This is a genomic window from Taklimakanibacter lacteus (assembly GCA_003576695.1).
Lineage (GTDB): Bacteria > Pseudomonadota > Alphaproteobacteria > Rhizobiales > Aestuariivirgaceae > Taklimakanibacter > Taklimakanibacter lacteus.
In genome coordinates this window covers 616955-638411 of the sequence record QOZQ01000001.1, presented here as the reverse complement: position 1 = coordinate 638411, position 21457 = coordinate 616955, and the positions used below count along the sequence as shown (strand labels likewise).

Below are 21457 nucleotides of genomic sequence, written 5' to 3'. Positions count from 1 at the left end.
AACAAAAGGCGCCGCCCGGCCGGGCCGGGGCGCCGAAAGATCGGGGGCTTATAGCGGCCCTTTGAGCCTAAGGCAAGTCACATAGGGGCCCATTATGTTCATCCGGGCCATGATGCGCCCGGCGATCCGGCTGACCCTTTTTGACGGCTTTCCGGCGTTCCGCTTGATCGGGTTGGGCAGGACGGCCGCCAGGAGGGCCGCCTCACGCTTGGTCAACTTGGCGGCCGGCTTCCTGAAATGATGCCGGGCGGCGGCTTCCGCCCCATAGACGCCTGGCGCCCATTCCACGATATTGAGATAGACCTCGATCATCCGGCGCTTGGTCCAGACGAGGTCCATCCAGTAGGCGAGCGGCAATTCCAGCACCTTGCGGATCGGATTGCGGCCGTCCCAGAGGAACAGATTCTTGGCGGTCTGCATGGGGATGGTGCTGGCGCCGCGGATCGGCCCTTCCCCGTCGCCATCGGTCACCTCATCGATCACATCGCCGAATTCGATCCAGTCGACGCCGTTATGCGAGCAGAACCGGGCATCTTCCGAGGAGATGACGGCGACCGGCAGATAGGGCGAGATGTTGTTGAGGCTCACCCAGTCATAGGCGAGGCCATTGCCGCCGATGAGCCGGGCGATCATCACATTGGACGCGGGCGGCGGCACAAACGCGTAGACGAAGGTCATGAGCACCGGCCATAGCGCCACGATCACCGCGACGGTCGCGAGCCGGCGCGGCCAGGGATCGTAGCGTTTGAGGAAGCCGGATCTGAACCAGGTCTTGCGCGCCACCGGCAGGGTCTCGTCATCCGTCAAAGCAGGGTCGCGACTTGCTCCCCGCCTTAGAAGTGCGCGCCGCCTGACCCCGATATCAGTCATGGCCGGATGGCGCAAATCCGGAAATACGCGCGGCGCGATCGGCCGATCCCATAGGTTGAGTTTCCTCACGTCTCTCAGTAGAGCTTTGCCGAACCTAGCACAGGATCCGGGCCTTGGAGTCAACCCCGCATCACATCTTCGAGCGCCAACTCACCGGCTTCGCCCAGCGCATCGAAGCCTATCTCGACCAGCTGCTGCCGGAAGGCGCCGCCAGGGCCCCCCGTCTCGTCGCGGCGATGCGCTATGCCCTGCTGGCGCCCGGCAAGCGGATCAGGCCCTTTTTCGTCGCCGAGAGCGCCCGTCTTTTCGGCGTGGCGGAACGCTCGGCGCTGCAGGCGGGGGCAGCGCTCGAATGCGTCCATTGCTATTCGCTCATCCACGACGACCTGCCGGCCATGGATGACGACGACCTGCGCCGCGGCCGCCCGACGGTGCACCGGGCCTTCGATGAGGCGACTGCCATATTGGCAGGCGATGCGCTTCTGACCTTCGCCTTCGAGATCCTGGGATCGGCCGAGACGCATCGCGACGCCCAGGTGCGCGGCGAGCTCATCGCCGAGCTTGCGAGGGCTGCCGGCAAGGACGGCATGGCCGGCGGTCAGATGCTCGACCTTCAGGCGGAGAGCGAGAATGTCGCCGATCTCGGCCGCATCATCACCTTGCAGGCGATGAAGACCGGCGCCCTCTTCCGCTTCGCCTGCCAGGCCAGCGCGATACTCGGCCAGGCCGGCACAGCAGAGCGCGCCGCGCTGACAGTCTATGCCGAGCGGATAGGCCTCGCTTTCCAGATCGCCGACGACATCCTCGATGTGGAAGCATCGAGCGCCACGCTCGGCAAGGCGACCGGCAAGGACAAGGCCGCCGGCAAGGCGACCTTCGTCGATCTCCTGGGTCTCGACGGCGCCAGGGCCGAAGCGCAGAAGCTGGTGCGCGAAGCCAAGGACGCCATGCGTCTGTTCGGCGAGAAGGCCGCGGTCTTCAGCGCTGCCGCCGATTATGTGGTCGGCCGGCAGAAGTAGGCGCGCATGCGGCTTCCTGCTCCTTCTCCGCGCGACGCGCGGGGAAGGTGGCGCGCAGCGCCGGATGGGGTGGCGCAACCGACAAAACTCCCGGAATGTTGCGTGAGCGTGTTTTCGACACGGAGGCATCAGATGTGGAAGCCTTAAACACAGCTCGCGCGGCACCGCCCCCATCCGGCGCTACGCGCCACCTTCCCCCGCTTCGCGGAGGAAGGAGGAACTGTGTGAATCAGATCATCGGCAGGCTGCGCGGCCTCACCCCGAGCGGAAACGCTTCTTCCAGACGCGCAATGTCGTCTTTGCTCAGCTCGACATTCATCGCCTTGGCATTCTCCTCGACATGCATGAGGCGCGCTGCTTTCGGGATGGCGAAGACCGATGGATGACGGATGAGAAAGGCGAGCGCCACCTGATGCAGGCTTGCGCCATGCGCCTTGGCGATATCGGCGAGCACATAGCCGCCTTTGCTGTTGCGCGCCGGAAATCCTGAATGGCCGAAAGGACTGTAGGCGACGACAGCGATGTCATGCTGCCGGCACCAGGGAATGACGCCATGCTCGATGGCGCGCTCGCCCAGATGATAGAGCACCTGATTGCAGGCGATCTTGCCGCGCCCGGCGATCGCCATCGCCTCGGCGAGATCCTCCTCGTCGAAATTGCTGACACCCCAGGACAGGATCTTGCCTTCCTCTTTCAGGTCTTCGAAGGCCTCGATGGTTTCGCTGAGCTTGTACTGGCCGCGCCAGTGCAGCAGGTAGCAGTCGAGCCTGTCAGTCTTGAGCCGCTTAAGCGAAGCTTCCAGAGCGCGCCGCGTCCCCACCTTGGAAGCATTGCTGGGCAGCACTTTGGAGACGAGGAACACCTCATCGCGCCGGCCCGCAATGGCCTCGCCGACGATCGTCTCGGCCTGGCCCGATCCATACATCTCCGCCGTGTCGATATGGGTGAGGCCGTGATCGAGCCCGCCGCGCAGCGCCGCGACGGCGACCGCGCGTTCGGCATGCTCGATATACCAGGTGCCCTGGCCGATGACGGAAACATCGCGTCCGCTCGCGCCGAAGCGTCTTGCCTGCATCTTCGTCCCCTCCATCACGCGCGATTGTGGCCGCCTTCTATGTGGAGATAGGCCTTGTCGCCGACAAGCTCACCCATCACGTCATCGACTGAGGTCACCAGCATGTCGCAACGCTTGCGCAACTCGGAGTCGGGCTGCTCTCCCATGGCGCAGGCGATGGAAAGATTGCGCACGATGGCGAGGCATTGGACATAATGCTGGCGGTCGGAAAAGCTGAAGGGTCGGGTCATGGGGCGCTCCGCATCTTGAAGGTTTCGGGGGAAACGCCATTCTAGAACAAACAAAGAACAAAGTTCAATTATTTTTGCTGCCCGCCACCGATTTGTGAACAGGCCCCCAGCGCTCCTTAACGTAAGTCTCGACGATCGACTTGAACTGGTTGCCGATATCGGCGCCGCGCAAGGTGGTGACCTTCTTGCCATCGACATAGACCGGCGCCGAGGGCAACTCGCCGGTTCCCGGCAGCGAGATGCCGATATCGGCATGTTTCGATTCGCCCGGTCCGTTGACGATGCAGCCCATGACCGCCAGCGACAGCGTCTCGAAGCCCGGATAGTCGCGCCGCCAGTCGACCATGCGGTCGCGTACATAGGTCTGGATGTCCTGCGCCAGCTCCTGGAACACGGTGGACGTGGTGCGCCCGCAGCCCGGGCACGCAATGACCATCGGCGCGAAGGAGCGCAAGCCCATGGTCTGCAGGATCTCCTGCGCCACCGTCACTTCACGCGTGCGGTCGCCGCCGGGTTCCGGCGTCAGCGAGATACGGATCGTGTCGCCGATGCCTTCCTGCAGCAGCACTGAGAGCGCTGCCGTCGAGGCGACGATGCCTTTCGACCCCATGCCCGCCTCGGTGAGCCCCAGATGCAGCGCGTAGTCGCAGCGCTTGGCCAGCAGGCGATAGACGGCAATGAGGTCCTGCACTTCCGAGCATTTGGCCGAGATGATGATCTTGTCTGCCCCGAGCCCCAGCTCGCGCGCGCGCTCGGCCGACAGCACGCCGGAGCGCACCACCGTCTCATGCATCACCGCGCGCGCTTCGATGGGCGCGGAGGACTTCGCATTCTGGTCCATGAGCGAGGTCAGGAGCGCCTGGTCGAGCGAGCCCCAATTGACGCCGATGCGGATCGGCTTGTCGAAGCGCAATGCCGTCTCGATCATCATGCCGAAATTGCGGTCCTTCTTCTCCTTGAAGCCGACATTGCCGGGATTGATGCGGTATTTCGCCAGCGCTTCGGCGCAGGCCGGATACTGGCTGAGCAGCGTGTGGCCGTTATAGTGGAAATCGCCGACGATCGGCACATCGAGGCCCTTGGCGGCGACGCGGTCGCGGATATGGGGAACGGCGGCCGCCGCCTCCTCGCGATCGACGGTGATGCGCACGATCTCGGAACCGGCGCGATTGAGGGCGGCGATCTGCCGGGCCGTGCCCTCGATATCGGCCGTGTCGGTATTGGTCATCGACTGGACGACAATGGGCGCCCCGCCGCCGATCTGGACGGAGCCGGTCTTGACGCCAATGGAGGTTCTGCGCGGCAGGAGCATGGCGGTTAATTGGTCTTCGGCAGCGCCAGGGTCAAGACAAACAGCGTCGCAGCCATGAGCACGATCGAGGGACCGGAGGGCGAGTCGAGCTGCGCCGAAAGAACGAGCCCTGCCACCACCGCGGCCATGCCGATGAGGCTCGCGATCACCGCCATGCCTTCGGGCGAGCGCGCCATGCGCCGCGCCGCCGCAGCCGGGATGATGAGGAGTGCTGTGATGAGCAGGATGCCGACGATCTTCATGGCGACCGCGATCAGGAAGGCTATGAGGAGCACAAAGCCGATCTCGACGCGCTGCGCCTTGACGCCCTCGGCGGCGGCAAGCTCCTCATGCACCGTCAAGGCGAGGAGGTCGCGCCACAGAAAGGCGACGCCGGCCATCATCGCGACGCCGCCCAGCCACACCCATAATATATCGGTGATGGAAACGGTGAGGATGTCGCCGAACAGCAGGCTCATCAAATCGAAGCGCACCCAGGTGAGAAGGCTTGCCACCACGATGCCGGCGGCGAGCGCTCCATGCGAGAGGATGCCGAGCAGCGTGTCGGTGGCGAGCTCGCGCTGCGAGCGCAGCGCCAGGAGCGCGATGGCGAGCGCCACGGTCGTGGCGATGACGCCAAGCGTCAGATCGATGCCGAACAGGAGGCCGAGGCCGACGCCCAGCAGCGAGGCATGGGCGAGCGTCTCGCCGAAATAGGCCATGCGCCGCCAGACGATGAAGCAGCCGATGGGACCGGCTATGGCGGCGACGCCCAGCCCGGCAATGAGGGCGCGGACGAAGAAGGGTTCGGCGAGGATGGTCATAGTCATTCCCCTCCCCCTTGCGGGGAGGGGTTAGGGGTGGGGGTTATATCCGCCGCCGATCTGCGCGACGAAAACTGGAGATACCACCCGACCCCCACCCTTGATCCCTCCCCGCAAGGGGGAGGGAAATTATCAATGCTTGTGGTCATGATGCTTGTGATCGTGATCATGGGAATGGTCATGACTCTCGTGGTCATGATCGTGATGATGCGAATAGGCGGCGATCACGCGCGCCGCCTGCGCGCCGAACAGCTTCACGAATTCCGGATCGTGCCGCACCGTCTCGGGCCCGCCTTCGCAGCACACATGGCCGTTGAGGCAGATGACGCGATCGCTTTCCGCCATGACCATGTGGAGATCATGCGACACCATCAGGATACCGCAGCCATGCGTGCGGCGTATTTCCGAGATGAGCTCATAGAGCCGGGTCTCGCCGATGAAATCGACCGCCTGCACCGGCTCGTCGAGCACCAGGAGCTCGGGCTTGCGCAGAAGTGCCCGCGCCAGCAAGGCCCGCTGCAACTCGCCGCCCGACAGCGAGGCGACCCCGGCATCCTTCAGATGCGCGATGCCGGTCTCGGCCAGCGCCGCATCGATGTCGGCCGGCGCCGGCCGCAAGGTGAGGGCGAGCAGGCGCTTGACGTCGAGCGGCACATTGGGCGTCAGCGGAAAGCGCTGCGGCACATAGCCAATGCGCAAGTCCCGCTTGCGCGCAATGCGCCCAGCCGTCGGCTTCTCGAGGCCGAGCAGGACGCGCACCAGCGATGACTTGCCGGCGCCATTCGGCCCGATGAGGGTCACGATCTCGCCTGGCATCACATCGATGTCGACATGATCGAGGATGGTGCGATTGCCGAATTTGAGGGAAATGCCATGTCCTTCGATCAACGGCTCGCCATGCACCAGCGCATCCATGGGGTCAGGCGCTCCGGGCGCAATGGCTGCAATGGCCGGCGATCTCGACGACGGTGCGCTCGGGCCTGAAGCCCTGCGCGGTCGCCTGCCGGGCGAGGCTGGCAAAGGTATCCGGCACGTCGAGCTCGGCGACGATGCCGCAGCCTTCGCAGATGAGGAGTGCGGCGGGCTCGCCCTCATGCGCATGCGAGCAGGCGATGAAGGCGTTGCGGCTTTCGATCTTGTGGACGAGCCCATGGGCGAGCAGGAAATCGAGCGCCCGGTAGACGGTGATCGGCGCCGGCCGCGGCCCATTGGCGGCCATGCGCTCGATGATCTCATAGGCGCCGGCGGCCTGGTGGCTCTGCGCCACGCAATCGAGCACGTCCCGGCGCTGGGCGGTGAGCCGCGAGCCGCGCCGCTCGCAGATGCGCTCGGCCCGCTTCACCAGATCGGCGGTGCAATGGTCGTGATTGTGACGGGGATCGGGAAAGGACATGATTTGTTATATTATAACAGTTCCTCCGAATTTCAAACCTTGATGTCAGCTAACCAATGGCGAGCGGCTTCGACCACCTCCTCCGGCGTTTCGAGCGTCGGCAGATGCCCGCAATCGGCAATCTCGACATAGCGGGCATGGGGGATGAGCCCTGCCATGCGCAAGGCATCGGCTGCCGGCGAGAACTGGTCATGCACGCCCCATAAAAGCAGCGTCGGGCAGGCGATCCGGGCGAGGTCGTTCCAGCGGTCCGGCCGGACGGCAAGCGCATCCGACTGGCGCGCGATCTTCTCAGGATCGCCGCGCCGCGCCATGGCGAGGAAGATGTCGGCCGCTTCCGGCCCACGCTCGCCCGGCAGATGGGTGATAATCCTGTGGAACTGCTGATAGACCTCCTCGGCGCGGCCGTCGCGCAGTTTGGCGCTGCGCTCGGCCCCGGCTTGCGGGCTGGCGATGCCGCCAGGCCCTGCCCCGATGATCCACAGGCCCTTCACCCGCTCGGGCGCCGCCAACGCCACCTCGCGCGCCACATGGCCGCCGAAGGACGTGCCCATGATGATGAAGTCGCCCTCGACCTCGCTCAGCACTTTCTCGGCGCAGCGGGCGAGCGTCGTCTCACAGGGAATGATGATCCGTGGGCTGACGAGATCTGAGAGTGGCGCGGCGATGCCCGCATAGAGGCCTTCATCGCAGCACAGCGCCGGTATCATGACGAGCGTTCGCATGCCCTGCCCTAATCTCGCGCCGGATACAGGGAATTACAGGGAATTACAGGGAATTTTCGCGGAAAAATCGCTGTGCCGAGACTTATCAAGGGGTTAGCTGGCGAACAGCACTCGGAGCAGGGAATTTTCGGCATTTCGGACATCGCTGATCTATCTCTCCTCATCGTCAATTGTCGCGAGGCTCACACGCTTTGGCCCGCAACGGCAATAGGGCCTGGGCATGCCACGGGACCATAATCAGGCACGCATCCCGATCGCAGGCCGAAAGGGCGGCGGATCGTCTTCAGGCAAAGGTACCCGGTCATAGTGATCGAACTGCAAAAGGGCGCCAGCCATCCGATCGTCAGCGGACGATTGCGAGCCTGGCAGCATTGCCTTCGCGGCTCACCGAGAACCCTTCATAGCCATCGACCGTCAGCCGCACCGGCAGATCGTCCGCGGCTTGCGTGCCGGCGATCTGAACGACTTGAGCGCCGGCGGCGAGGCCCGCCTTCAGGCCCGCGCGCGTATCCTCGAAGACAAGGCAGCTTGTCGGCTCGACCCGCAGGCTCTGCGCGGCCCTAATATATCCTTCCGGGTCGGGCTTGCCGCGCGAGACATCGTCCGACGTGAGCAGCAGCGGCGGGACAGGCAGCCCGGCGGCCGCGATCCGTTTCAAGGCGAGAGCGCGATTGGCGGATGTCACGACCGCCCATCGCTCGGCCGGCAGCGCGCGCAGGAACGCACCAGCGCCCGGCACTTCTTCTATGCCGTCGAGATCCTCCAGCTCACGCTGGTCAAGCCACCGCACTTCATTGTCGAGATCCGCCGTCGCCGGGGCAAACCGGCCGACAGTATCGAGCGCCAGACGGCCATGCATGTAGGAGAGCACGTCGGCAGCGGGTGCGCCGATGCGCGCCGCCCAAGCGCTCCAGGCGCGCTCGGCTGCCGCAATGGAGGTGAGGATCGTTCCGTCCATGTCGAACAGGAACGCGTCGTAGCGGCCGAGTACCGTCGTCTCGTCCGGCTTCGTCAGTGAAATCCCCGTCATGCGATCTATTGCGGCAGCTCGATCTGCATCTTCACGTCACCGGCGGGCGCCGATGCCGCAATCTCGAATGCCCTGACACTGTCCTTGAACTCGAACCCTCTCGTGATCAGCGGCTTCACATTGATGGCGCCCGAGGCGATCATGCCGACGCAGCGCGGGAACACATGCGCATAGCGGAAGATGTTCTCGATGCGCGCCTCACGCACCATCGCAGCACCGGCATCATAGGCGATGGGCTCCGACTGCCCGCCGATGATCACCACGCAGCCGCCCGGACAGAGCGACTGGAATATCGTCGCGGCCGCCTTGGGGCTGCCGGTCGCTTCGAACACCACCTCGACGCCCCAGCCATCCGTCTCGCGGGAGATGCGGCGGACCGCATCTTCCTTCGTGACATTGATCGGAGTGACTGCTCCGAGTCCGGCCGCAATTTCGAGCTTGGCGTCATCGAGATCCGTCACGAACACCCTGGCGCAGCCGGCCGCCAGAGCGGACAGGGCCGTCACCAGGCCGATCGGGCCGGCCCCCATCACCAGCGCCACGTCGCCCGGCTTGATCCTTGCTTTCGTCGCGGCATGCACGCCGACGGCGAGCGGCTCCACCATCGCGCCCTCGGCAAAGGACACATTGTCAGGGAGCTTGAAGGTGAAAGCTTCGGGATGAACACATGTCGGGCGCAGGATGCCATGCACCGGCGGCGTCGCCCAGAAGCGGACTGCCGGATCGATATTATACATGCCCATCCTGGTCGCCCGGCTGTGCGGATCCGGAATGCCGGGCTCCATGCACACACGATCGCCGGCCTTGAGGGTTTTGACCTCCTTGCCCGTTTCGATCACCGTGCCCGATGCCTCATGCCCCAGAATCATCGGCGCGTTCACGACAAACGGCCCGATCTTGCCATGCGTGTAGTAGTGGACATCCGAGCCGCAGATGCCCACCGTATGGAGCTTGATGCGAACATCGCGGGGGCCCAAGGGCTCTTCCTTCTCGATCGGATAATCGCGCAGCGAGAGTTCCAGCTTCTTTTCCAGTACGAGGGCGTCCATCCGCCTATCCTTTTTTCACGATAATGACTGCAAGAACCACCGATATCACGGTGGATATCCAAACCGAAAGCCCGAGCGGCTCGAGGAACCGCATCCAGAAGAGCGACAGGGCCACCCAGATCACCGCCGCGATGAACAGGCGGTCGAACCAGTTGGTTTCGATCGGCAGAAAGCCCGGTTGCCGCGTCTTGCTCTTGCGCTCTTCGCTCATGGGATCAGCCTTTCACCGCGCCGAAGGTCAGGCCCGCGACGATATGCTTCTGCACCAGGCTGAAGACGATCAAGGCCGGGATCAGCGTGAACACCGAAATCGCCGCCATGATCCCCCACGCCGTTCCCGTCGTGGTCACATATTCGGACAAGCCGGTGGTGAGCGTCCGCGCATTGAAGTTCGTCAGCGTCGCCGCCAGCAGATACTCATTCCAGGCAAAGACCCATGTCAGGATCAGCGTCACGGCGACGCCCGGACGCGCCAGCGGGAAGACGATGTCGGAAATGACCGTCCAGGGGCTCGCGCCATCGACATAGGCTGCTTCGTCGAGCTCCCTGGGAATGGCATCCAGGGTAGGACGCAAAGTCCAGATGGCAAAGGGCAGGTTGAAGGTGCAATAGACCAGGATCATGCCGATCCGTGAATCGGCGAGCTTGAAATCGCCGATCCGGTACACTTGTGTCAGGAGCAGGAAGAGCGGCAGCAGGAAAACCGCCGGTGGCGCCATGCGGTTGGTGATCGTCCAGAAGAAAATGCTCTCCTTTCCCGGCAAATCGAAGCGCGTCAGCGCATAGCACGCCAGGAATCCGAGCGTCGTCACCAGAACGGCGTTGCAGGACGAAATGATCAGCGAGTTGAGCATATATCCGCGCAATGTCGGATTGTTCAGAACGTCGATATAGTTCTGCCAGTAGACGTTCCTCAGCAGAAGTTCGGGCGTCGAAAACAGCTCGACGGCAGGCTTCACCGATATGACGAAGAGCCAGTAGATCGGGAAGAGCGTGACAAAGCTGATGGCAATCCAGAACAGGACGGAAAGCCAGGACCTGTGGCGCCTCATGAGCTTCATCAGCTTGACCCTTTCCTGGTGCGCGGCGCGATCAGGCTGACATAGAGAAGCCAGCAGATCACGATGGTCAGATAGAGGACGATGACCGACACGGCCGATCCGTAACCGTAGTTCGTTCGCGGAAAGACTTCCCTGAAGATGTGCACGCCCACATAGCGGGTGGCTGAGCCTGGCCCGCCGCCGGTGAGCATCAGCACCTCGTCGACGGTTCGCATGGCGTCCATCAACCGGATGAAGACGGTGGCGATCAGCGCGGGCCGGATCATCGGCAGGGTGAGATGCCAGAAGATCTGGCGCTTGTTGGCGCCATCGATCTGCGCCTGCTCGAAAGGCTCGGAAGGCAGCGATACGAGAGCCGCGATCAGCGTCAGGGTCACCAGCGGCGTCCAGTGCCAGATATCCATGATGACCGTGATTGCGAAGGCGGCCACGGCGCTGGTGCCGATATTCAGGTCGAAGCCGACCGTGTGCTTCAGCATATACGGAATGATGCCGATCGACGGCGTGGTCATCAATTTCCAGATCGAGCCGACGATGATCGGCGCCATGATCAGTGGCAGCGTGTGAATGGTGCGGAAGAAGGCCCGGCCGGGAAAGTCCTTCATGAAGGCCTGGGCCAGCAAATAGCCGATGATCACCTCGGAGACGACCGCGAAGAAGACGAAGGCCATGGTGACGCCGAGGGACGCGAGGAACTGCGCGTCGAAGACCAGCTTCCGGTAATTGGCGGCCCAGTTGAAGATCTTCGCAGGGTTCGCCGCGAAGGGATTCCATTCGTGGAAAGATACCCACACGACATAGAGAAATGGAAAAATGCCGAAGAGACCAAGGATCAGCAAGGTAGGGGCAAGCAGCAGCCAGCCCAGCTTCTTGGAATGCATGGCCTAATCCACCGATTGCGAGGACATGGATGATATCTCGCCGAATGAAGCCAGAAAAAACGGGCCGCCACGCAGGACGGCCCGCAGTGGGTCAGGGAGGAGACCCTTATTTGCGGTAGCCGAGCGTGGTCAGCTCTTCTTCCGCTTTCGCGGCCATAGCGTCAAGGCCTTCATCCGGTCCGATCTTGCCGGTCAGGATGTCGTAGAAGATCGGAGCGGTCGCTTCACGCACCTGAGCATGGAATGGATAGGGAGGAGCGCCAGCGAACAGCTTGCCCTTGTCCTTGAGCATCGTGTAGTACCCGCCGAGCTTGGCGTCCATTTCCTTGACCTTCGGGTCATCATAGGTCGCGGTGTTGGTGATGCGCGGTGCCGCGACAGCCCAGTCGGGCTGCACTTCGTTCTGGCCGATGAATTGGAGGAAGAGGAGAGCTGCTTCCTTGTTTTTCGAGGTTATCGGCAGACCGAAGGCGCCGCCGTCATAGTAGCCGATATAGCCCTTGCCGGCCTCCGCTTCTTCCAGCACGCCGGGTTCCAGCGGCGGCAGCGCGAAGCCGACCTTGCCCGTCACCTTCGACTTTGTCGCGTCGCTCTGGATCCAGGCACCGTTTTCGCCGTAGACGAGGCCTTGCGCGGCACGGCCGGCGGCAAAGGTGGTGCCGACTTCCGTCCAGGTGGACTGCGGCGATTCCGGTGGTGCGATATCGCGCAGATGCAGCCACCATTTTATCGCGGCCTTCGCCTTGTCGCCGTTCATCGTGCCGCCATTCGCAACGCTCGCGGCATAGTTCTTCGAGGCGTCGATGCCCCAGTTGTAGACGCCGAAAGTCGGCGCCACCGACTCGAAGAATTCATACCACGAGGCCGGATGGCCGGTATGGGCCTGTGCGGTCGAGCCCCACAGCTCCATCCCGTTGTCCTTGCCATACTGGGTGAAGAAGTCCGCGATTTCGGTGTATTCCGCATGCGTCGACGCAGGCTTCAGATCATGCCCGGTCTTCTCCTTGAAGGCCGCCTGAATCTTCGGATCGTCGAACAGGTCCTTGCGATAGAGGTAAAGCTTCAGGAAGGCCTCCATCGGCACGCCGAAGAGGTCGCCATCGGCATTCTTGAAATAGTTGGCGAAGCTCGTGAAGTTGGCGTCGTCATAGGTCGGCGCCTTGAGGTCGGGCATGTCCTTCAGCGACTTCGTGATGTCGGTCAGGAAGTTCCGCGCCAGATAGGCGTAGATGATGTCCTGCTCGATATAGACCATGTCATAGATGCCGGTGCCGGCCTCCATGTCCTTGATGGCCTTGTCATACATCTGATCCCACGAAGTGGTCTCGATCTCGACCTTGATGCCGGTCTTCTTCTCGAATTCGGGGGCGAGAACGTCCTTGATGAAATTCGACGGCGGCGTGCTTTCGGTCACGCCATGCAGGACGACGCCCTTGTATTTCGCACCGGCGTCGGACCAGAAATCCGCCCAGGCGGGCGATGCCACACCGAGCAAGCCGATCGCCAATGCGAGGGCACTGGCCTTGGAAAAGTAGCCCATTTCGATCCTCCCATTTTTGATGGCGAGCATTCTCGCCATACCAGCGGCTATATAGGAGAAAGTCGATTGGCGCAATATTTGTTGTGACACCATGCAAATATATCTCTATTGCACCCGCGAAACACCGTTTCGTGCGGCAGGGCGAAACGCACCTGAATCAAGCGAAAATAGGAATGCTGCAATGCGAGATGGCTTCTCTGCTTCGATCGTCTGTTTTTCGTGCCAGAACTTATTTGTTGCATTGCCCACCAAATGCGAATAGCTCTGTCTCGAACAAACATGCGCTTGCGGGAGAGTTGAGCGATGCGTCGGCTGGGTATCCACTCATTTGTATGGACAGGCGGCCAAACCCAGGACGGGTTGGAGATGGCCCTTAGGAAGTCGGCCGAGCACGGCTATCGGACCATCGAGTTCGCCTATCTTCGCCCCGAGAAGTTCGACCTCGGCCGGCTGGCGAAGCTCGCACAGTCGCTCGATGTCGAGATCGGCGTGACGATGGGCTTGCCCCTCGATCGCGACGTTTCGAGTGAGGATCCGGGCGTGGTTGCTGCCGGCAAGACAATGCTCGCAGATGCGGTACGGGCGGTTCGCGACATCGGCGGCAACAAGCTCGGTGGAATCCTCTACTCGGCCCATACCAAGTACAATCGCCAGCCGACCAAACGCGGCTGGGACAACAGCGCCGCCGCCATCGCCGAAACCGCGGAGCTGGCGAAGAGCTGCGGTGTCGACCTCGTCCTTGAAGTGGTGAACCGCTTTGAAACGAACCTCCTGAACACCACGGCACAGGGCCTGAAGTTCATTGGAGACACGGGCTCGGACCATGTCCGCCTGCATCTCGACACGTTCCATATGAATATCGAAGAGGCCAACCCGGCTGCCGCGATCCGTCTGGCCGGAGACAAGCTCGGCTATTTTCACATCGGTGAAAGCAACCGCGGCTTCCTGGGTGACGGGGTGATCAACTTCGATCTCATCTTCGATGCGCTGCTGGACATCGACTACAAGCGCGACGTCGTGTTCGAGAGCTTCTCGACGACCGTGGTCGACGAAGGATTGTCGCTCGCCTGTGCGATCTGGCGCGACACCTGGACCGACAATGATCCGCTTGCCGCCCATGCCAGGAAGTTCATTGAACTGAAGATGGACGAGGCGAAGCGGCGGCGTGCGACAAGTGCACGGCCCTGAAATAGTCCTGACCAGCCTTTCAGGTCCATGGCGGAACTGAGCAGGTCGATCTATTGAGGCCAGATGTGAACTACTTCATTCCCCCGGGCAGCTCTCCCCGCCGGATCAGGCAAAACAACATCGTAGCGGCGCTGCAATGCCTTCACGCCTATGGTTGCATGAGCCGGGCCGATCTGGCGCGCAAGCTGGGACTCAACCGCTCGTCCTCTGGGCAGATCGTGACCCAGTTGACCGAGAGCGGCCTCGTGCGCGAAGTGGGCGATCCTGTGGCGCCCCGCGAAGAGCAGGCGAAGGCCGGCCGCCCGGGCATCATGCTCGAGCTCGTGCCGGAAGCGGCGTTCTTTGTCGGGCTCGAGATCGGCGTCGAGCATATCACGGCCGTTCAGATCGACCTTCGCGGCAGGGTGCTGTTGCGCCGGACCTCTCCGTTCGATGCGCTGACCGCCACCGTGGAGGAGGCCGTCCGTCTCGCCATTCGCCTGGCTTTCGAAGGTCTCGATGCACAGACGGCCAATCGGTGCAAGGGAGTGGGCCTGTCCGTTCCGGGGCACATCGCATCAAACGGCTTTGTGACCCTTGCCCCCCTCATGGGCTGGAAGAATGTCGATCTCGCCCAGATTGCCCGCAATGAGCTTCCCGTCCCCGTCCCCATCGTCGTCGAGAACGACGCCAACGCCTTCGCCATCGGTGACGGCTACAAACGGGACCGTTCCGGCGTCACCCTGTTCCTGAATATGGAGACTGGCGTCGGTGGCGGCATTCTCATCGACGGCAAGCTCTTCCGCGGTGGCCACGGCCTCGCCGGCGAGATCGGCCATATGCTGGTTCCCGGCAGCGGCAGGCAGGAGCTCGAACGGCTGATCGGGCGCGAGTGGCTTGTTCTTCATTATCGCCAGGCGACCGGGCGCAGCGACGCGGACTTTCCGGCATTCCTGTCGGAAGTTCGCGATCGCGTACCCGCGGCCGTCACAATCGCAGATGAGTGGGCCCGGAACCTGGCTTACGCGCTGGCGCAGGCTTGCCGCCTCATCGATCCCGACAGGATCGTGTTCGGAGGCTCTGTCGCGCCCCTTTATCCGATGGTCGCGGCACGTGTTGCCGCGCACATGGCCGAAGGCCAGACCATCGCGTTTCCGGCCCCGGAGATCGTGGTCGATGAGTATGCGGAGCTGGGCTCGGCCTTCGGCGCCGCCTGCCTCCTTCACCAGCGCTTCATGTCCTTGGAGAACCAGGATTTTGCCGGCGAGGACGATGTGCCGGCCAGACCGATTGCCCGCGAGGAGGCCCTGGCTCAATCCGGCGGCAGCGAACGCGCATGACCACGCCTGTGCTCTCTCCGGACGAGTTGGGTCCGACCGTCTGCGTGGGAGAAATCCTCGTGGAGATCGTGGCGACGAGCACCGGTGTCGGCTTTCTTGAGGCCCAGCCCCTGATCGGCCCTTACCCGAGCGGCGCTCCCGCGATCTTCATCGACCAATGCGGCCGCATCGGCGGCAATGCCGCCATGGTCGGCGCCGTCGGCGATGACGACTTCGGACGTGTCAATATCGAGCGGCTCCAGCGCGATGGCGTCGATGTTTCGGCCATCACCATCGATCCCGATTTCCCGACGGGGAGCGCCTTCGTCCGCTACCGGCCGGATGGTTCGCGGGACTTCGTCTACAATATCGCCAAATCCGCGGCCGCTCGCTTCGGCTGGACGCAGGGCGTGCGCGATCTGATCGGGCGCAGCGGGCACCTGCATGTGATGGGAACTGCCCTGTCAATGTCGAGCGCGTGCGAGGTGATCGACGAGGCGGTTCGGATCGTGAAGAAGCGCGGCGGCACGCTGTCGGTCGACCCGAATATCCGCAAGGAGCTCAGGCTGGACCAGGTCACCGAAGAGCGCTTTTCCCGGCTTGTGTCGATGGCGGATCTCCTTCTGCCTTCCGGCGAGGAGCTTGAACGCGCGGCCGGGGCCGATGGGGAAGAGATCGCGATCCAACGGCTCTTCGAGCGCGGCATCAAGGAAATCGTCCTCAAGCGGGGGGCGGAAGGCGCAACCTGTTTCAGCCGCGACGGCGCGCGGATCGACTCCCCCGCCTTTCTCGTGACAGAAGTCGATCCGACGGGAGCCGGCGACTGCTTTGGCGGAGCCTATCTTGCCTGCCGGCGCCTGGGCATGTCGGTGGCGCAGTCCATCACCTATGCCAGCGCCGCCGGCGCCCGCAACGTCACGGTCCGCGGTCCGATGGAGGGAGCCGGCACCCGCGGCGAACTCGACAGCTTCATCGCTCAAACGCCGCGGAAGCCGTGATGCCGGTGCGCCTCGAGGACCTGGCTGCCCTGAGGCGCCGCGGCACGCCGAAAGGCATCACCTCCGTCTGTTCAGCCCATCCGGCGGTTTTGCGTGCCGCCTTGCGCCACGGCAAGGAGACCGCAAGCACGGTTCTCATCGAAGCGACCTGCAATCAGGTCAACCACCTCGGTGGCTACACCGGAATGCGACCGGCCGATTTCGCAGCACTTGTCAGCCAATTGGCACTCGAAGAGCACTGCCCCGGGGATCTGATCGTCCTCGGAGGGGACCATCTGGGGCCCAATCCATGGCGCGACCGGCCGGCCGCCGACGCCCTGGCCGAGGCCGAAAGGATGGTTGCGGACTATGTCGCAGCCGGCTTCCGCAAGATCCACCTTGATGCCTCCATGGGCTGCGCCGGCGAGCCCGCCGCGCTCGATGATGAAACGACTGCCCGGCGAGCCGCCAAGCTTGCCATGGCTGCCGAGGCCGCTGCACGCCGGACCGGCGGCATGATGCCCCTCTATGTCATTGGGACCGAAGTTCCGCCTCCCGGCGGCGCCGACCACATGCTGACGGCGATCGAGCCCACCTCGCCCGCCGCCGCCCGGCAGACCATCGAAGTTCATCGCCGGATCTTCGCAGATTCAGGGCTTTCGGACGCCTTTGCCCGCGCGATCGGCCTTGTCGTGCAGCCGGGCGTGGAATTCGGCAACCGGAATGTCATCAGATATGACCGCACAAGGACGGCCGACCTGATGCGTGTGCTCGACGATGAGCCCCAGTTCGTCTTCGAGGCGCATTCGACGGACTATCAGGGCGCCCATCCCCTTGCCGAACTGGTTGCAGACGGCTTTCCGATCCTGAAGGTCGGCCCGGAATTGACCTTCGTTCTGCGCCAGGCGCTCTATGCGCTTGATCTCATGGCATCAGACCTCGTCGCGGAATACGGCGAGTGCCCGCTTCCTGCAGCGATGGAAGGCCTGATGCTGTCGCAGCCGCAAAACTGGGACCGGCACTATTCAGGGACCGAAGACGAGAAGCGTGTGCTGCGGCATTATTCGCTCTCCGACCGGATCAGGTATTACTGGGCATCCCCGCAGGCTCAACTCGCTGTCGACCGCCTCATGACCACCCTGAAGGGGCAGAGTATTCCCCTGCCCCTCTTCTGGCAGCATATGCCCGAAGCGGAAGCATTCGCCGACGCACCTTTCGATCCGGAAGCTCTGCTGGTCTGGCGCATTACTCAAAGCCTCGCAGCCTATCGCGCCGCCTGCGGCGCATCAGACTGACACCAAAGACGCAACATGGTTGTCGTTGCATTCAAAGGAGGAGAAACATGAACGAGTTGCAGGGTAAGGTCGCCGCCGTCACCGGCGCAGCTTCGGGGATCGGTCTTGCCTCGACCGAGGCAATGATCAACGCAGGGGCGACCGTCGTGCTGGTCGATCGCGATGCCGAGGCGCTTGACCGGGTTTGCGGCCGGCTCGGCGATCGCGCAGTTCCGCTCATTATCGATCTTCTCAAGCCCGAAAGCTGCGCTTCCCTTCTCGATGGCGTGCTCGCCAAGGCCGGCCGCCTCGACATCCTGCATGCCAATGCGGGGACCTATATCGGCGGCGACCTGACCGAAACGAATCTCGACGCCATCGATCGCATGCTCAATCTGAACGTGAACGCGGTCATGAAGAATGTCCACACCGTCGCTCCGCATATGATCGAGCGCGGCTCGGGTGACATTATCGTGACGAGCTCCGTCGCGGGTCATTTCCCGGTCCCGTGGGAGCCCGTCTACTCGGCGTCGAAATGGGCCATGACATGCTTCGTGCAGACGATGCGCCGTCAGCTCCTGAAGCACGGCATTCGTGTCGGCTCCGTTTCTCCCGGCCCGGTCATCAGTGCCCTCCTGAAAGATTGGCCGGAGGAAAACCTTCGCAAAGCAAAGGAGTCAGGCGGCCTTATCGAGCCAAAGGAGGTCGCTGAGGCCGTTCTGTTCATGTTGACGCGCCCACGTACCGTGACCATCCGCGACGTGGTCATCCTGCCGAGTGCTTTCGACATCTGAACGGAAGACGACGGTCTATCGGCATGATTTGGCGACGATTTCCGGATGGAAACGGCGGGCCATGGCGATCAGCGCGCCATATTCGCCGGCGCGACTTACCTTCAGAATGCGCCGGATCGTGGTCGTAGCGAACCGTCAGACGGCATATCTGTCGGCGGGAGGATTTCCCGCAAGCCTCAGCTCCGCGGCGATTTCACCCGCCGGAATGGCCGGACTGAACAGGAAGCCCTGGCCCTGCTGGCATCCGAGCGCGCGCAGGAAATCGAGCTGTTCCTTGGTTTCGATGCCCTCGGCCAGCGTCGTGAGGCCGAGGCTGTGGCCGATATTGATGACGGCGCGGAACAATTCCGCCGATTTCCGCGTCGTCTCGACGTCCCGGACGAAGGACTGGTCGATCTTGATCTTGTCGAATGGAAAACTGCCCAGATAGCCAAGCCCGCAATAGCCGGTGCCGAAATCATCGAGCGCGATGGACACGCCCAGCGCCTTCAGGTCCTTCAGGATCTGCACGGTTTCGGAGGTTTTCTCGAGCAGGCAGGATTCGGTGATTTCAAGCTCGAGCCGCCGAGCCGCGAGGCCCGATTTCGCGAGCGCGCCGGACACGGCCTCGACCAGCTTGCCCGATTTGAATTGGGCCGGGGATATGTTCACCGCGATCGTCAGATGGTCCTGCAGGCTGGTGCCCAGCTGGCAAGCCTGCTCGAGCACCCAGGCGCCGATGGGAACGATCAATCCGCTCGACTCAGCAACCGGGATGAAGGTTGCAGGCGCAATCATGCCTTCGTCCGGATGGTTCCAGCGCAGCAGCGCCTCGAAGCCGATTTCCTTGCCGGACGCAAGATCCACCAGGGGCTGGTAGCGGATGTCGAACTGCCCTTCCGCCAGCGCTTGGCGCAGGTTGCGCTCCATCTCGTGGCGCACGATCATCTGCAGCGACATATGCGGCTCATAGACCCGGCAGACGCCGCGCCCATCCGACTTTGCCTTGTACAGGGCAAGGTCGGCGTTCTTCAGCATGGCGGATACGTCCGTCGAGCTGTCGAGGCCGGTGGCCAGCCCGGCACTTACCCCCACCAGGATCTCGTATTCGCGGACCTTGAGGGGATCGGCGAAGGCCCGCACCAGTTCGTTTGCGGCATCGTGAGCGTCCGCGGCGTCGGTGAGCCGCGGCAGCAGCACCGCGAACTCGTCACCACCGAGGCGGCCGACAATTCCCCGGTCTCCCATGCTTTCTTCCAGCCGGTTGGCGACTGCGACGATGAGATTGTCGCCGACATAATGACCGAGCGTGTCATTGATCGTCTTGAAGTCGTCGATATCCACCAGGATGACCGACCAGAGGCCGGGAGTCTTCGTTCTCTGCAGATACGTGCCCTCGAGCATCTCGAGGAACAGCCGCCGGTTGGGAAGACCGGTCAGCGCATCGTGTTCCGCCATGTATTTGATGCGCGCATCGTGCTTGCGGCGTTCGGTGACATCGACGACCGAGACAATCGCCGCTTCCTTGCCGCCGTATTTGATGGGCCTGGCGTAGCTGCTGACCAGAATTTCCGTGCCATCGGCCTTGTTGTGGATCCAGTCGCTTTCTCCACTGTCCCTGGTGAAATTGCTGCCGGCATCATCAAGCGCTCTTTGACGTTCATAGGCAGGCCGTATTTCCAGCGACGTCATGTTGAGGAACTGGGCGCGCGTATAGCCGTAATGCTCGATGGCCGCGGCATTGACATCCAGGAACTTCAGCGTCGATCTTTCGACGACCCACATCGGCACCGGGTTGCTTTCAAACAACAGGCGAAACGATTCGGCGGCGTTCCGGTCATCGGTGACGTCGGTCCGGACATAGACCTTTTTCCGGTCCGGGGTGACATGCTGGTCGTAGCGGATCCACCGCTGGTCGCCGACATTCTGTTCGACATAGGACTCGCTGTGGTCGAGGCGATCCATCCGGCTCCGCACCCACGATTCGGCGCGGGCCTCATCCAGATCGGAAAAGCCGCTTATTGCTTCGAATGCGTTGCGATAGAGCGATTCTATGCTGGCCCCCGGCCGGATATGGGGCGCCGCTTCGGGGAACATCTCCTCATAGTTCCTGTTCCACAGAATGAGGCGTTTTTGCTCGTCCAGGAGCACGATGGCTTGCGGCAGGCACTCGATGACCTGCCGCAGCTCGGCATGGTCGCTGACGGCATCCTGCCGGGCCGCTTCAGTTGCAGCGACGGTCTCCTGCAGGTTGGTTTTGGCCTTCTGGAGCTCCATTCGGTCGAGAGCGATCCCGGCCAGATCTTTCAGGAGGTCTTTCTGCCGTTCGGTGATCCGGCGCGGCACTGCATCCGCAACAGCAAGAGTGCCCAGGGCAAAGCCGTCGGCATCCCGCAGAGCAAAACCCGCATAGAACCTGACCCGTCTTGGTCCGGCTACCAGCGGATTGCCGGCAAAGCGAGCATCCTTGCTTGCGTCCTGAACGACCAGCACATCCTGAGCCGCCAGCGCGTGATCGCACAAGCTGGCTGAGCGCTGCAACTCCTCCAGATCAAGCCCGATCCGGGCCATGAGCCAATGATGGCTCGCTTCGGTCAGGCAGAGATAGGCTATCGGGGCCTCGAGCAGATCGGCGGCCATCCTCGCTATGCTGTCAAATGCCGGGTCCGGCGCTGTCCGCAGGAGCTTGTACTGCGCAAGACGGCGGAGCCTTTCCCGTTCAAGAGCGTCGGTCTGACTTGCATCAGCAACTGGAATTGTCATGTCCCCAACCGGCAAACCCACGCAAGGCGGCACAATTACCTAATATTATTGGTTATTCCGCATTCCTCCGATCATTGCAGTCAAACCGCAAAGGGCACTTAAATTGCCGGCACTTCGTCTTCGCATCGTTGATTTTGGGTTAATACCGCGCCAGCGGGGATCGGTGCGGCCGCATCCGCCAGGCAAAGGCCACGCG

Annotated in this window: 21 protein-coding genes and 1 pseudogene; 6 read left to right on the top strand and 16 right to left on the bottom strand. The window is 62.8% G+C overall.

Annotated elements, in window-relative coordinates; translation table 11 throughout:
• Window positions 1–48 precede the first annotated feature (48 nt).
• Window positions 49–807, bottom strand: coding sequence for a monofunctional biosynthetic peptidoglycan transglycosylase (gene mtgA, locus DT068_RS02915; protein ID WP_368904381.1), 759 nt, complete (start codon window positions 805–807; stop codon window positions 49–51).
• Between the two features lie 176 nt (window positions 808–983).
• Between mtgA and DT068_RS02910 the strand changes: the two genes are divergently transcribed.
• Window positions 984–1889, top strand: coding sequence for a polyprenyl synthetase family protein (locus tag DT068_RS02910; protein WP_438816401.1), 906 nt, complete (start codon window positions 984–986; stop codon window positions 1887–1889).
• Between the two features lie 229 nt (window positions 1890–2118).
• Here the strand turns inward: DT068_RS02910 and DT068_RS02905 are convergent, their stop codons facing one another.
• From DT068_RS02905 to DT068_RS02845, 13 genes are all read right to left on the bottom strand, one after another.
• A complete protein-coding gene (locus DT068_RS02905; RefSeq protein WP_119388316.1) occupies window positions 2119–2964 on the bottom strand; it encodes an aldo/keto reductase in 846 nt (281 codons plus the stop codon).
• A 14-nt stretch (window positions 2965–2978) separates the two neighbouring features.
• Window positions 2979–3194 (bottom strand): hypothetical protein, encoded by a 216-nt coding sequence (locus DT068_RS02900; protein ID WP_119388248.1) that lies wholly within the window; start codon window positions 3192–3194, stop codon window positions 2979–2981.
• 64 nt (window positions 3195–3258) lie between these two features.
• Window positions 3259–4506 carry a flavodoxin-dependent (E)-4-hydroxy-3-methylbut-2-enyl-diphosphate synthase gene (gene ispG, locus DT068_RS02895; RefSeq protein ID WP_119388247.1) on the bottom strand — a complete coding sequence of 416 codons (1248 nt, stop codon included), beginning with the start codon at window positions 4504–4506 and terminating at the stop codon, window positions 3259–3261.
• Between the two features lie 5 nt (window positions 4507–4511).
• Entirely contained in the window at window positions 4512–5315 is an 804-nt protein-coding gene (locus DT068_RS02890) for an iron chelate uptake ABC transporter family permease subunit (protein ID WP_368904380.1), read from the bottom strand.
• Between the two features lie 126 nt (window positions 5316–5441).
• Window positions 5442–6224, bottom strand: coding sequence for an ATP-binding cassette domain-containing protein (locus DT068_RS02885; RefSeq protein ID WP_119388245.1), 783 nt, complete (start codon window positions 6222–6224; stop codon window positions 5442–5444).
• A gap of 4 nt (window positions 6225–6228) precedes the next feature.
• Complete coding sequence (locus DT068_RS02880) at window positions 6229–6702, bottom strand: Fur family transcriptional regulator (RefSeq protein WP_119388244.1); 474 nt, start codon at window positions 6700–6702, stop codon at window positions 6229–6231.
• Window positions 6703–6734: 32 nt separating this feature from the next.
• Window positions 6735–7427 carry an alpha/beta fold hydrolase gene (locus tag DT068_RS02875; protein ID WP_119388243.1) on the bottom strand — a complete coding sequence of 231 codons (693 nt, stop codon included), beginning with the start codon at window positions 7425–7427 and terminating at the stop codon, window positions 6735–6737.
• Window positions 7428–7770: 343 nt separating this feature from the next.
• Window positions 7771–8457: an HAD-IA family hydrolase gene (locus tag DT068_RS02870; RefSeq protein ID WP_119388242.1), complete on the bottom strand. Its 687-nt coding sequence runs from the start codon at window positions 8455–8457 to the stop codon at window positions 7771–7773.
• A gap of 5 nt (window positions 8458–8462) precedes the next feature.
• A complete protein-coding gene (locus DT068_RS02865) occupies window positions 8463–9506 on the bottom strand; it encodes an NAD(P)-dependent alcohol dehydrogenase (protein WP_119388241.1) in 1044 nt (347 codons plus the stop codon).
• Window positions 9507–9510: 4 nt separating this feature from the next.
• Window positions 9511–9717 carry a DUF2160 family membrane protein gene (locus DT068_RS02860; RefSeq protein WP_119388240.1) on the bottom strand — a complete coding sequence of 69 codons (207 nt, stop codon included), beginning with the start codon at window positions 9715–9717 and terminating at the stop codon, window positions 9511–9513.
• Between the two features lie 4 nt (window positions 9718–9721).
• Complete coding sequence (locus DT068_RS02855) at window positions 9722–10558, bottom strand: carbohydrate ABC transporter permease (RefSeq protein WP_119388315.1); 837 nt, start codon at window positions 10556–10558, stop codon at window positions 9722–9724.
• 8 nt (window positions 10559–10566) lie between these two features.
• A complete protein-coding gene (locus DT068_RS02850) occupies window positions 10567–11448 on the bottom strand; it encodes a carbohydrate ABC transporter permease (protein WP_119388239.1) in 882 nt (293 codons plus the stop codon).
• Window positions 11449–11554: 106 nt separating this feature from the next.
• Entirely contained in the window at window positions 11555–12988 is a 1434-nt protein-coding gene (locus tag DT068_RS02845) for an extracellular solute-binding protein (protein ID WP_119388238.1), read from the bottom strand.
• 303 nt (window positions 12989–13291) lie between these two features.
• Between DT068_RS02845 and DT068_RS02840 the strand changes: the two genes are divergently transcribed.
• From DT068_RS02840 to DT068_RS02820, 5 genes are all read left to right on the top strand, one after another.
• Complete coding sequence (locus tag DT068_RS02840; RefSeq protein WP_119388237.1) at window positions 13292–14176, top strand: sugar phosphate isomerase/epimerase family protein; 885 nt, start codon at window positions 13292–13294, stop codon at window positions 14174–14176.
• 65 nt (window positions 14177–14241) lie between these two features.
• Window positions 14242–15495: an ROK family transcriptional regulator gene (locus tag DT068_RS02835; protein ID WP_438816398.1), complete on the top strand. Its 1254-nt coding sequence runs from the start codon at window positions 14242–14244 to the stop codon at window positions 15493–15495.
• The gene (locus tag DT068_RS02830; protein ID WP_119388235.1) at window positions 15492–16472 is read left to right on the top strand and encodes a tagatose kinase; all 981 of its coding nucleotides are present in this window, start codon (window positions 15492–15494) and stop codon (window positions 16470–16472) included. Before DT068_RS02835 ends, DT068_RS02830 begins: the two co-directional genes overlap by 4 nt.
• The gene (locus DT068_RS02825; RefSeq protein WP_119388234.1) at window positions 16472–17746 is read left to right on the top strand and encodes a D-tagatose-bisphosphate aldolase, class II, non-catalytic subunit; all 1275 of its coding nucleotides are present in this window, start codon (window positions 16472–16474) and stop codon (window positions 17744–17746) included. Before DT068_RS02830 ends, DT068_RS02825 begins: the two co-directional genes overlap by 1 nt.
• Window positions 17747–17793: 47 nt before the next feature.
• Window positions 17794–18519 carry an SDR family oxidoreductase gene (locus DT068_RS02820; protein WP_119388233.1) on the top strand — a complete coding sequence of 242 codons (726 nt, stop codon included), beginning with the start codon at window positions 17794–17796 and terminating at the stop codon, window positions 18517–18519.
• 33 nt (window positions 18520–18552) lie between these two features.
• Here DT068_RS02820 and DT068_RS28485 read toward each other — a convergent pair.
• Together DT068_RS28485 and DT068_RS02810 are read right to left on the bottom strand one after the other, a co-directional pair.
• A pseudogene (locus tag DT068_RS28485) lies at window positions 18553–18636 on the bottom strand (demethoxyubiquinone hydroxylase family protein); the annotation flags it as partial.
• A gap of 18 nt (window positions 18637–18654) precedes the next feature.
• Entirely contained in the window at window positions 18655–21138 is a 2484-nt protein-coding gene (locus tag DT068_RS02810) for a sensor domain-containing phosphodiesterase (protein WP_162913974.1), read from the bottom strand.
• Window positions 21139–21457: the final 319 nt, after the last annotated feature.

What these genes read in the sequence shown, in the direction of transcription:
- DT068_RS02905 (WP_119388316.1), bottom strand. Translation starts at nt 2,964, where the DNA reads ATGCAGGCAAGACGCTTCGGCGCGAGCGGACGCGATGTTTCCGTCATC.
- DT068_RS02900 (WP_119388248.1), bottom strand. Translation starts at nt 3,194, where the DNA reads ATGACCCGACCCTTCAGCTTTTCCGACCGCCAGCATTATGTCCAATGC.
- ispG (WP_119388247.1), bottom strand. Translation starts at nt 4,506, where the DNA reads ATGCTCCTGCCGCGCAGAACCTCCATTGGCGTCAAGACCGGCTCCGTC.
- DT068_RS02890 (WP_368904380.1), bottom strand. Translation starts at nt 5,315, where the DNA reads ATGACTATGACCATCCTCGCCGAACCCTTCTTCGTCCGCGCCCTCATT.
- DT068_RS02885 (WP_119388245.1), bottom strand. Translation starts at nt 6,224, where the DNA reads ATGGATGCGCTGGTGCATGGCGAGCCGTTGATCGAAGGACATGGCATT.
- DT068_RS02880 (WP_119388244.1), bottom strand. Translation starts at nt 6,702, where the DNA reads ATGTCCTTTCCCGATCCCCGTCACAATCACGACCATTGCACCGCCGAT.
- DT068_RS02875 (WP_119388243.1), bottom strand. Translation starts at nt 7,427, where the DNA reads ATGCGAACGCTCGTCATGATACCGGCGCTGTGCTGCGATGAAGGCCTC.
- DT068_RS02870 (WP_119388242.1), bottom strand. Translation starts at nt 8,457, where the DNA reads ATGACGGGGATTTCACTGACGAAGCCGGACGAGACGACGGTACTCGGC.
- DT068_RS02865 (WP_119388241.1), bottom strand. Translation starts at nt 9,506, where the DNA reads ATGGACGCCCTCGTACTGGAAAAGAAGCTGGAACTCTCGCTGCGCGAT.
- DT068_RS02860 (WP_119388240.1), bottom strand. Translation starts at nt 9,717, where the DNA reads ATGAGCGAAGAGCGCAAGAGCAAGACGCGGCAACCGGGCTTTCTGCCG.
- DT068_RS02855 (WP_119388315.1), bottom strand. Translation starts at nt 10,558, where the DNA reads ATGAGGCGCCACAGGTCCTGGCTTTCCGTCCTGTTCTGGATTGCCATC.
- DT068_RS02850 (WP_119388239.1), bottom strand. Translation starts at nt 11,448, where the DNA reads ATGCATTCCAAGAAGCTGGGCTGGCTGCTGCTTGCCCCTACCTTGCTG.
- DT068_RS02845 (WP_119388238.1), bottom strand. Translation starts at nt 12,988, where the DNA reads ATGGGCTACTTTTCCAAGGCCAGTGCCCTCGCATTGGCGATCGGCTTG.
- DT068_RS02840 (WP_119388237.1), top strand. Translation starts at nt 13,292, where the DNA reads ATGCGTCGGCTGGGTATCCACTCATTTGTATGGACAGGCGGCCAAACC.
- DT068_RS02830 (WP_119388235.1), top strand. Translation starts at nt 15,492, where the DNA reads ATGACCACGCCTGTGCTCTCTCCGGACGAGTTGGGTCCGACCGTCTGC.
- DT068_RS02825 (WP_119388234.1), top strand. Translation starts at nt 16,472, where the DNA reads ATGCCGGTGCGCCTCGAGGACCTGGCTGCCCTGAGGCGCCGCGGCACG.
- DT068_RS02820 (WP_119388233.1), top strand. Translation starts at nt 17,794, where the DNA reads ATGAACGAGTTGCAGGGTAAGGTCGCCGCCGTCACCGGCGCAGCTTCG.
- DT068_RS02810 (WP_162913974.1), bottom strand. Translation starts at nt 21,138, where the DNA reads ATGGCCGCCGATCTGCTCGAGGCCCCGATAGCCTATCTCTGCCTGACC.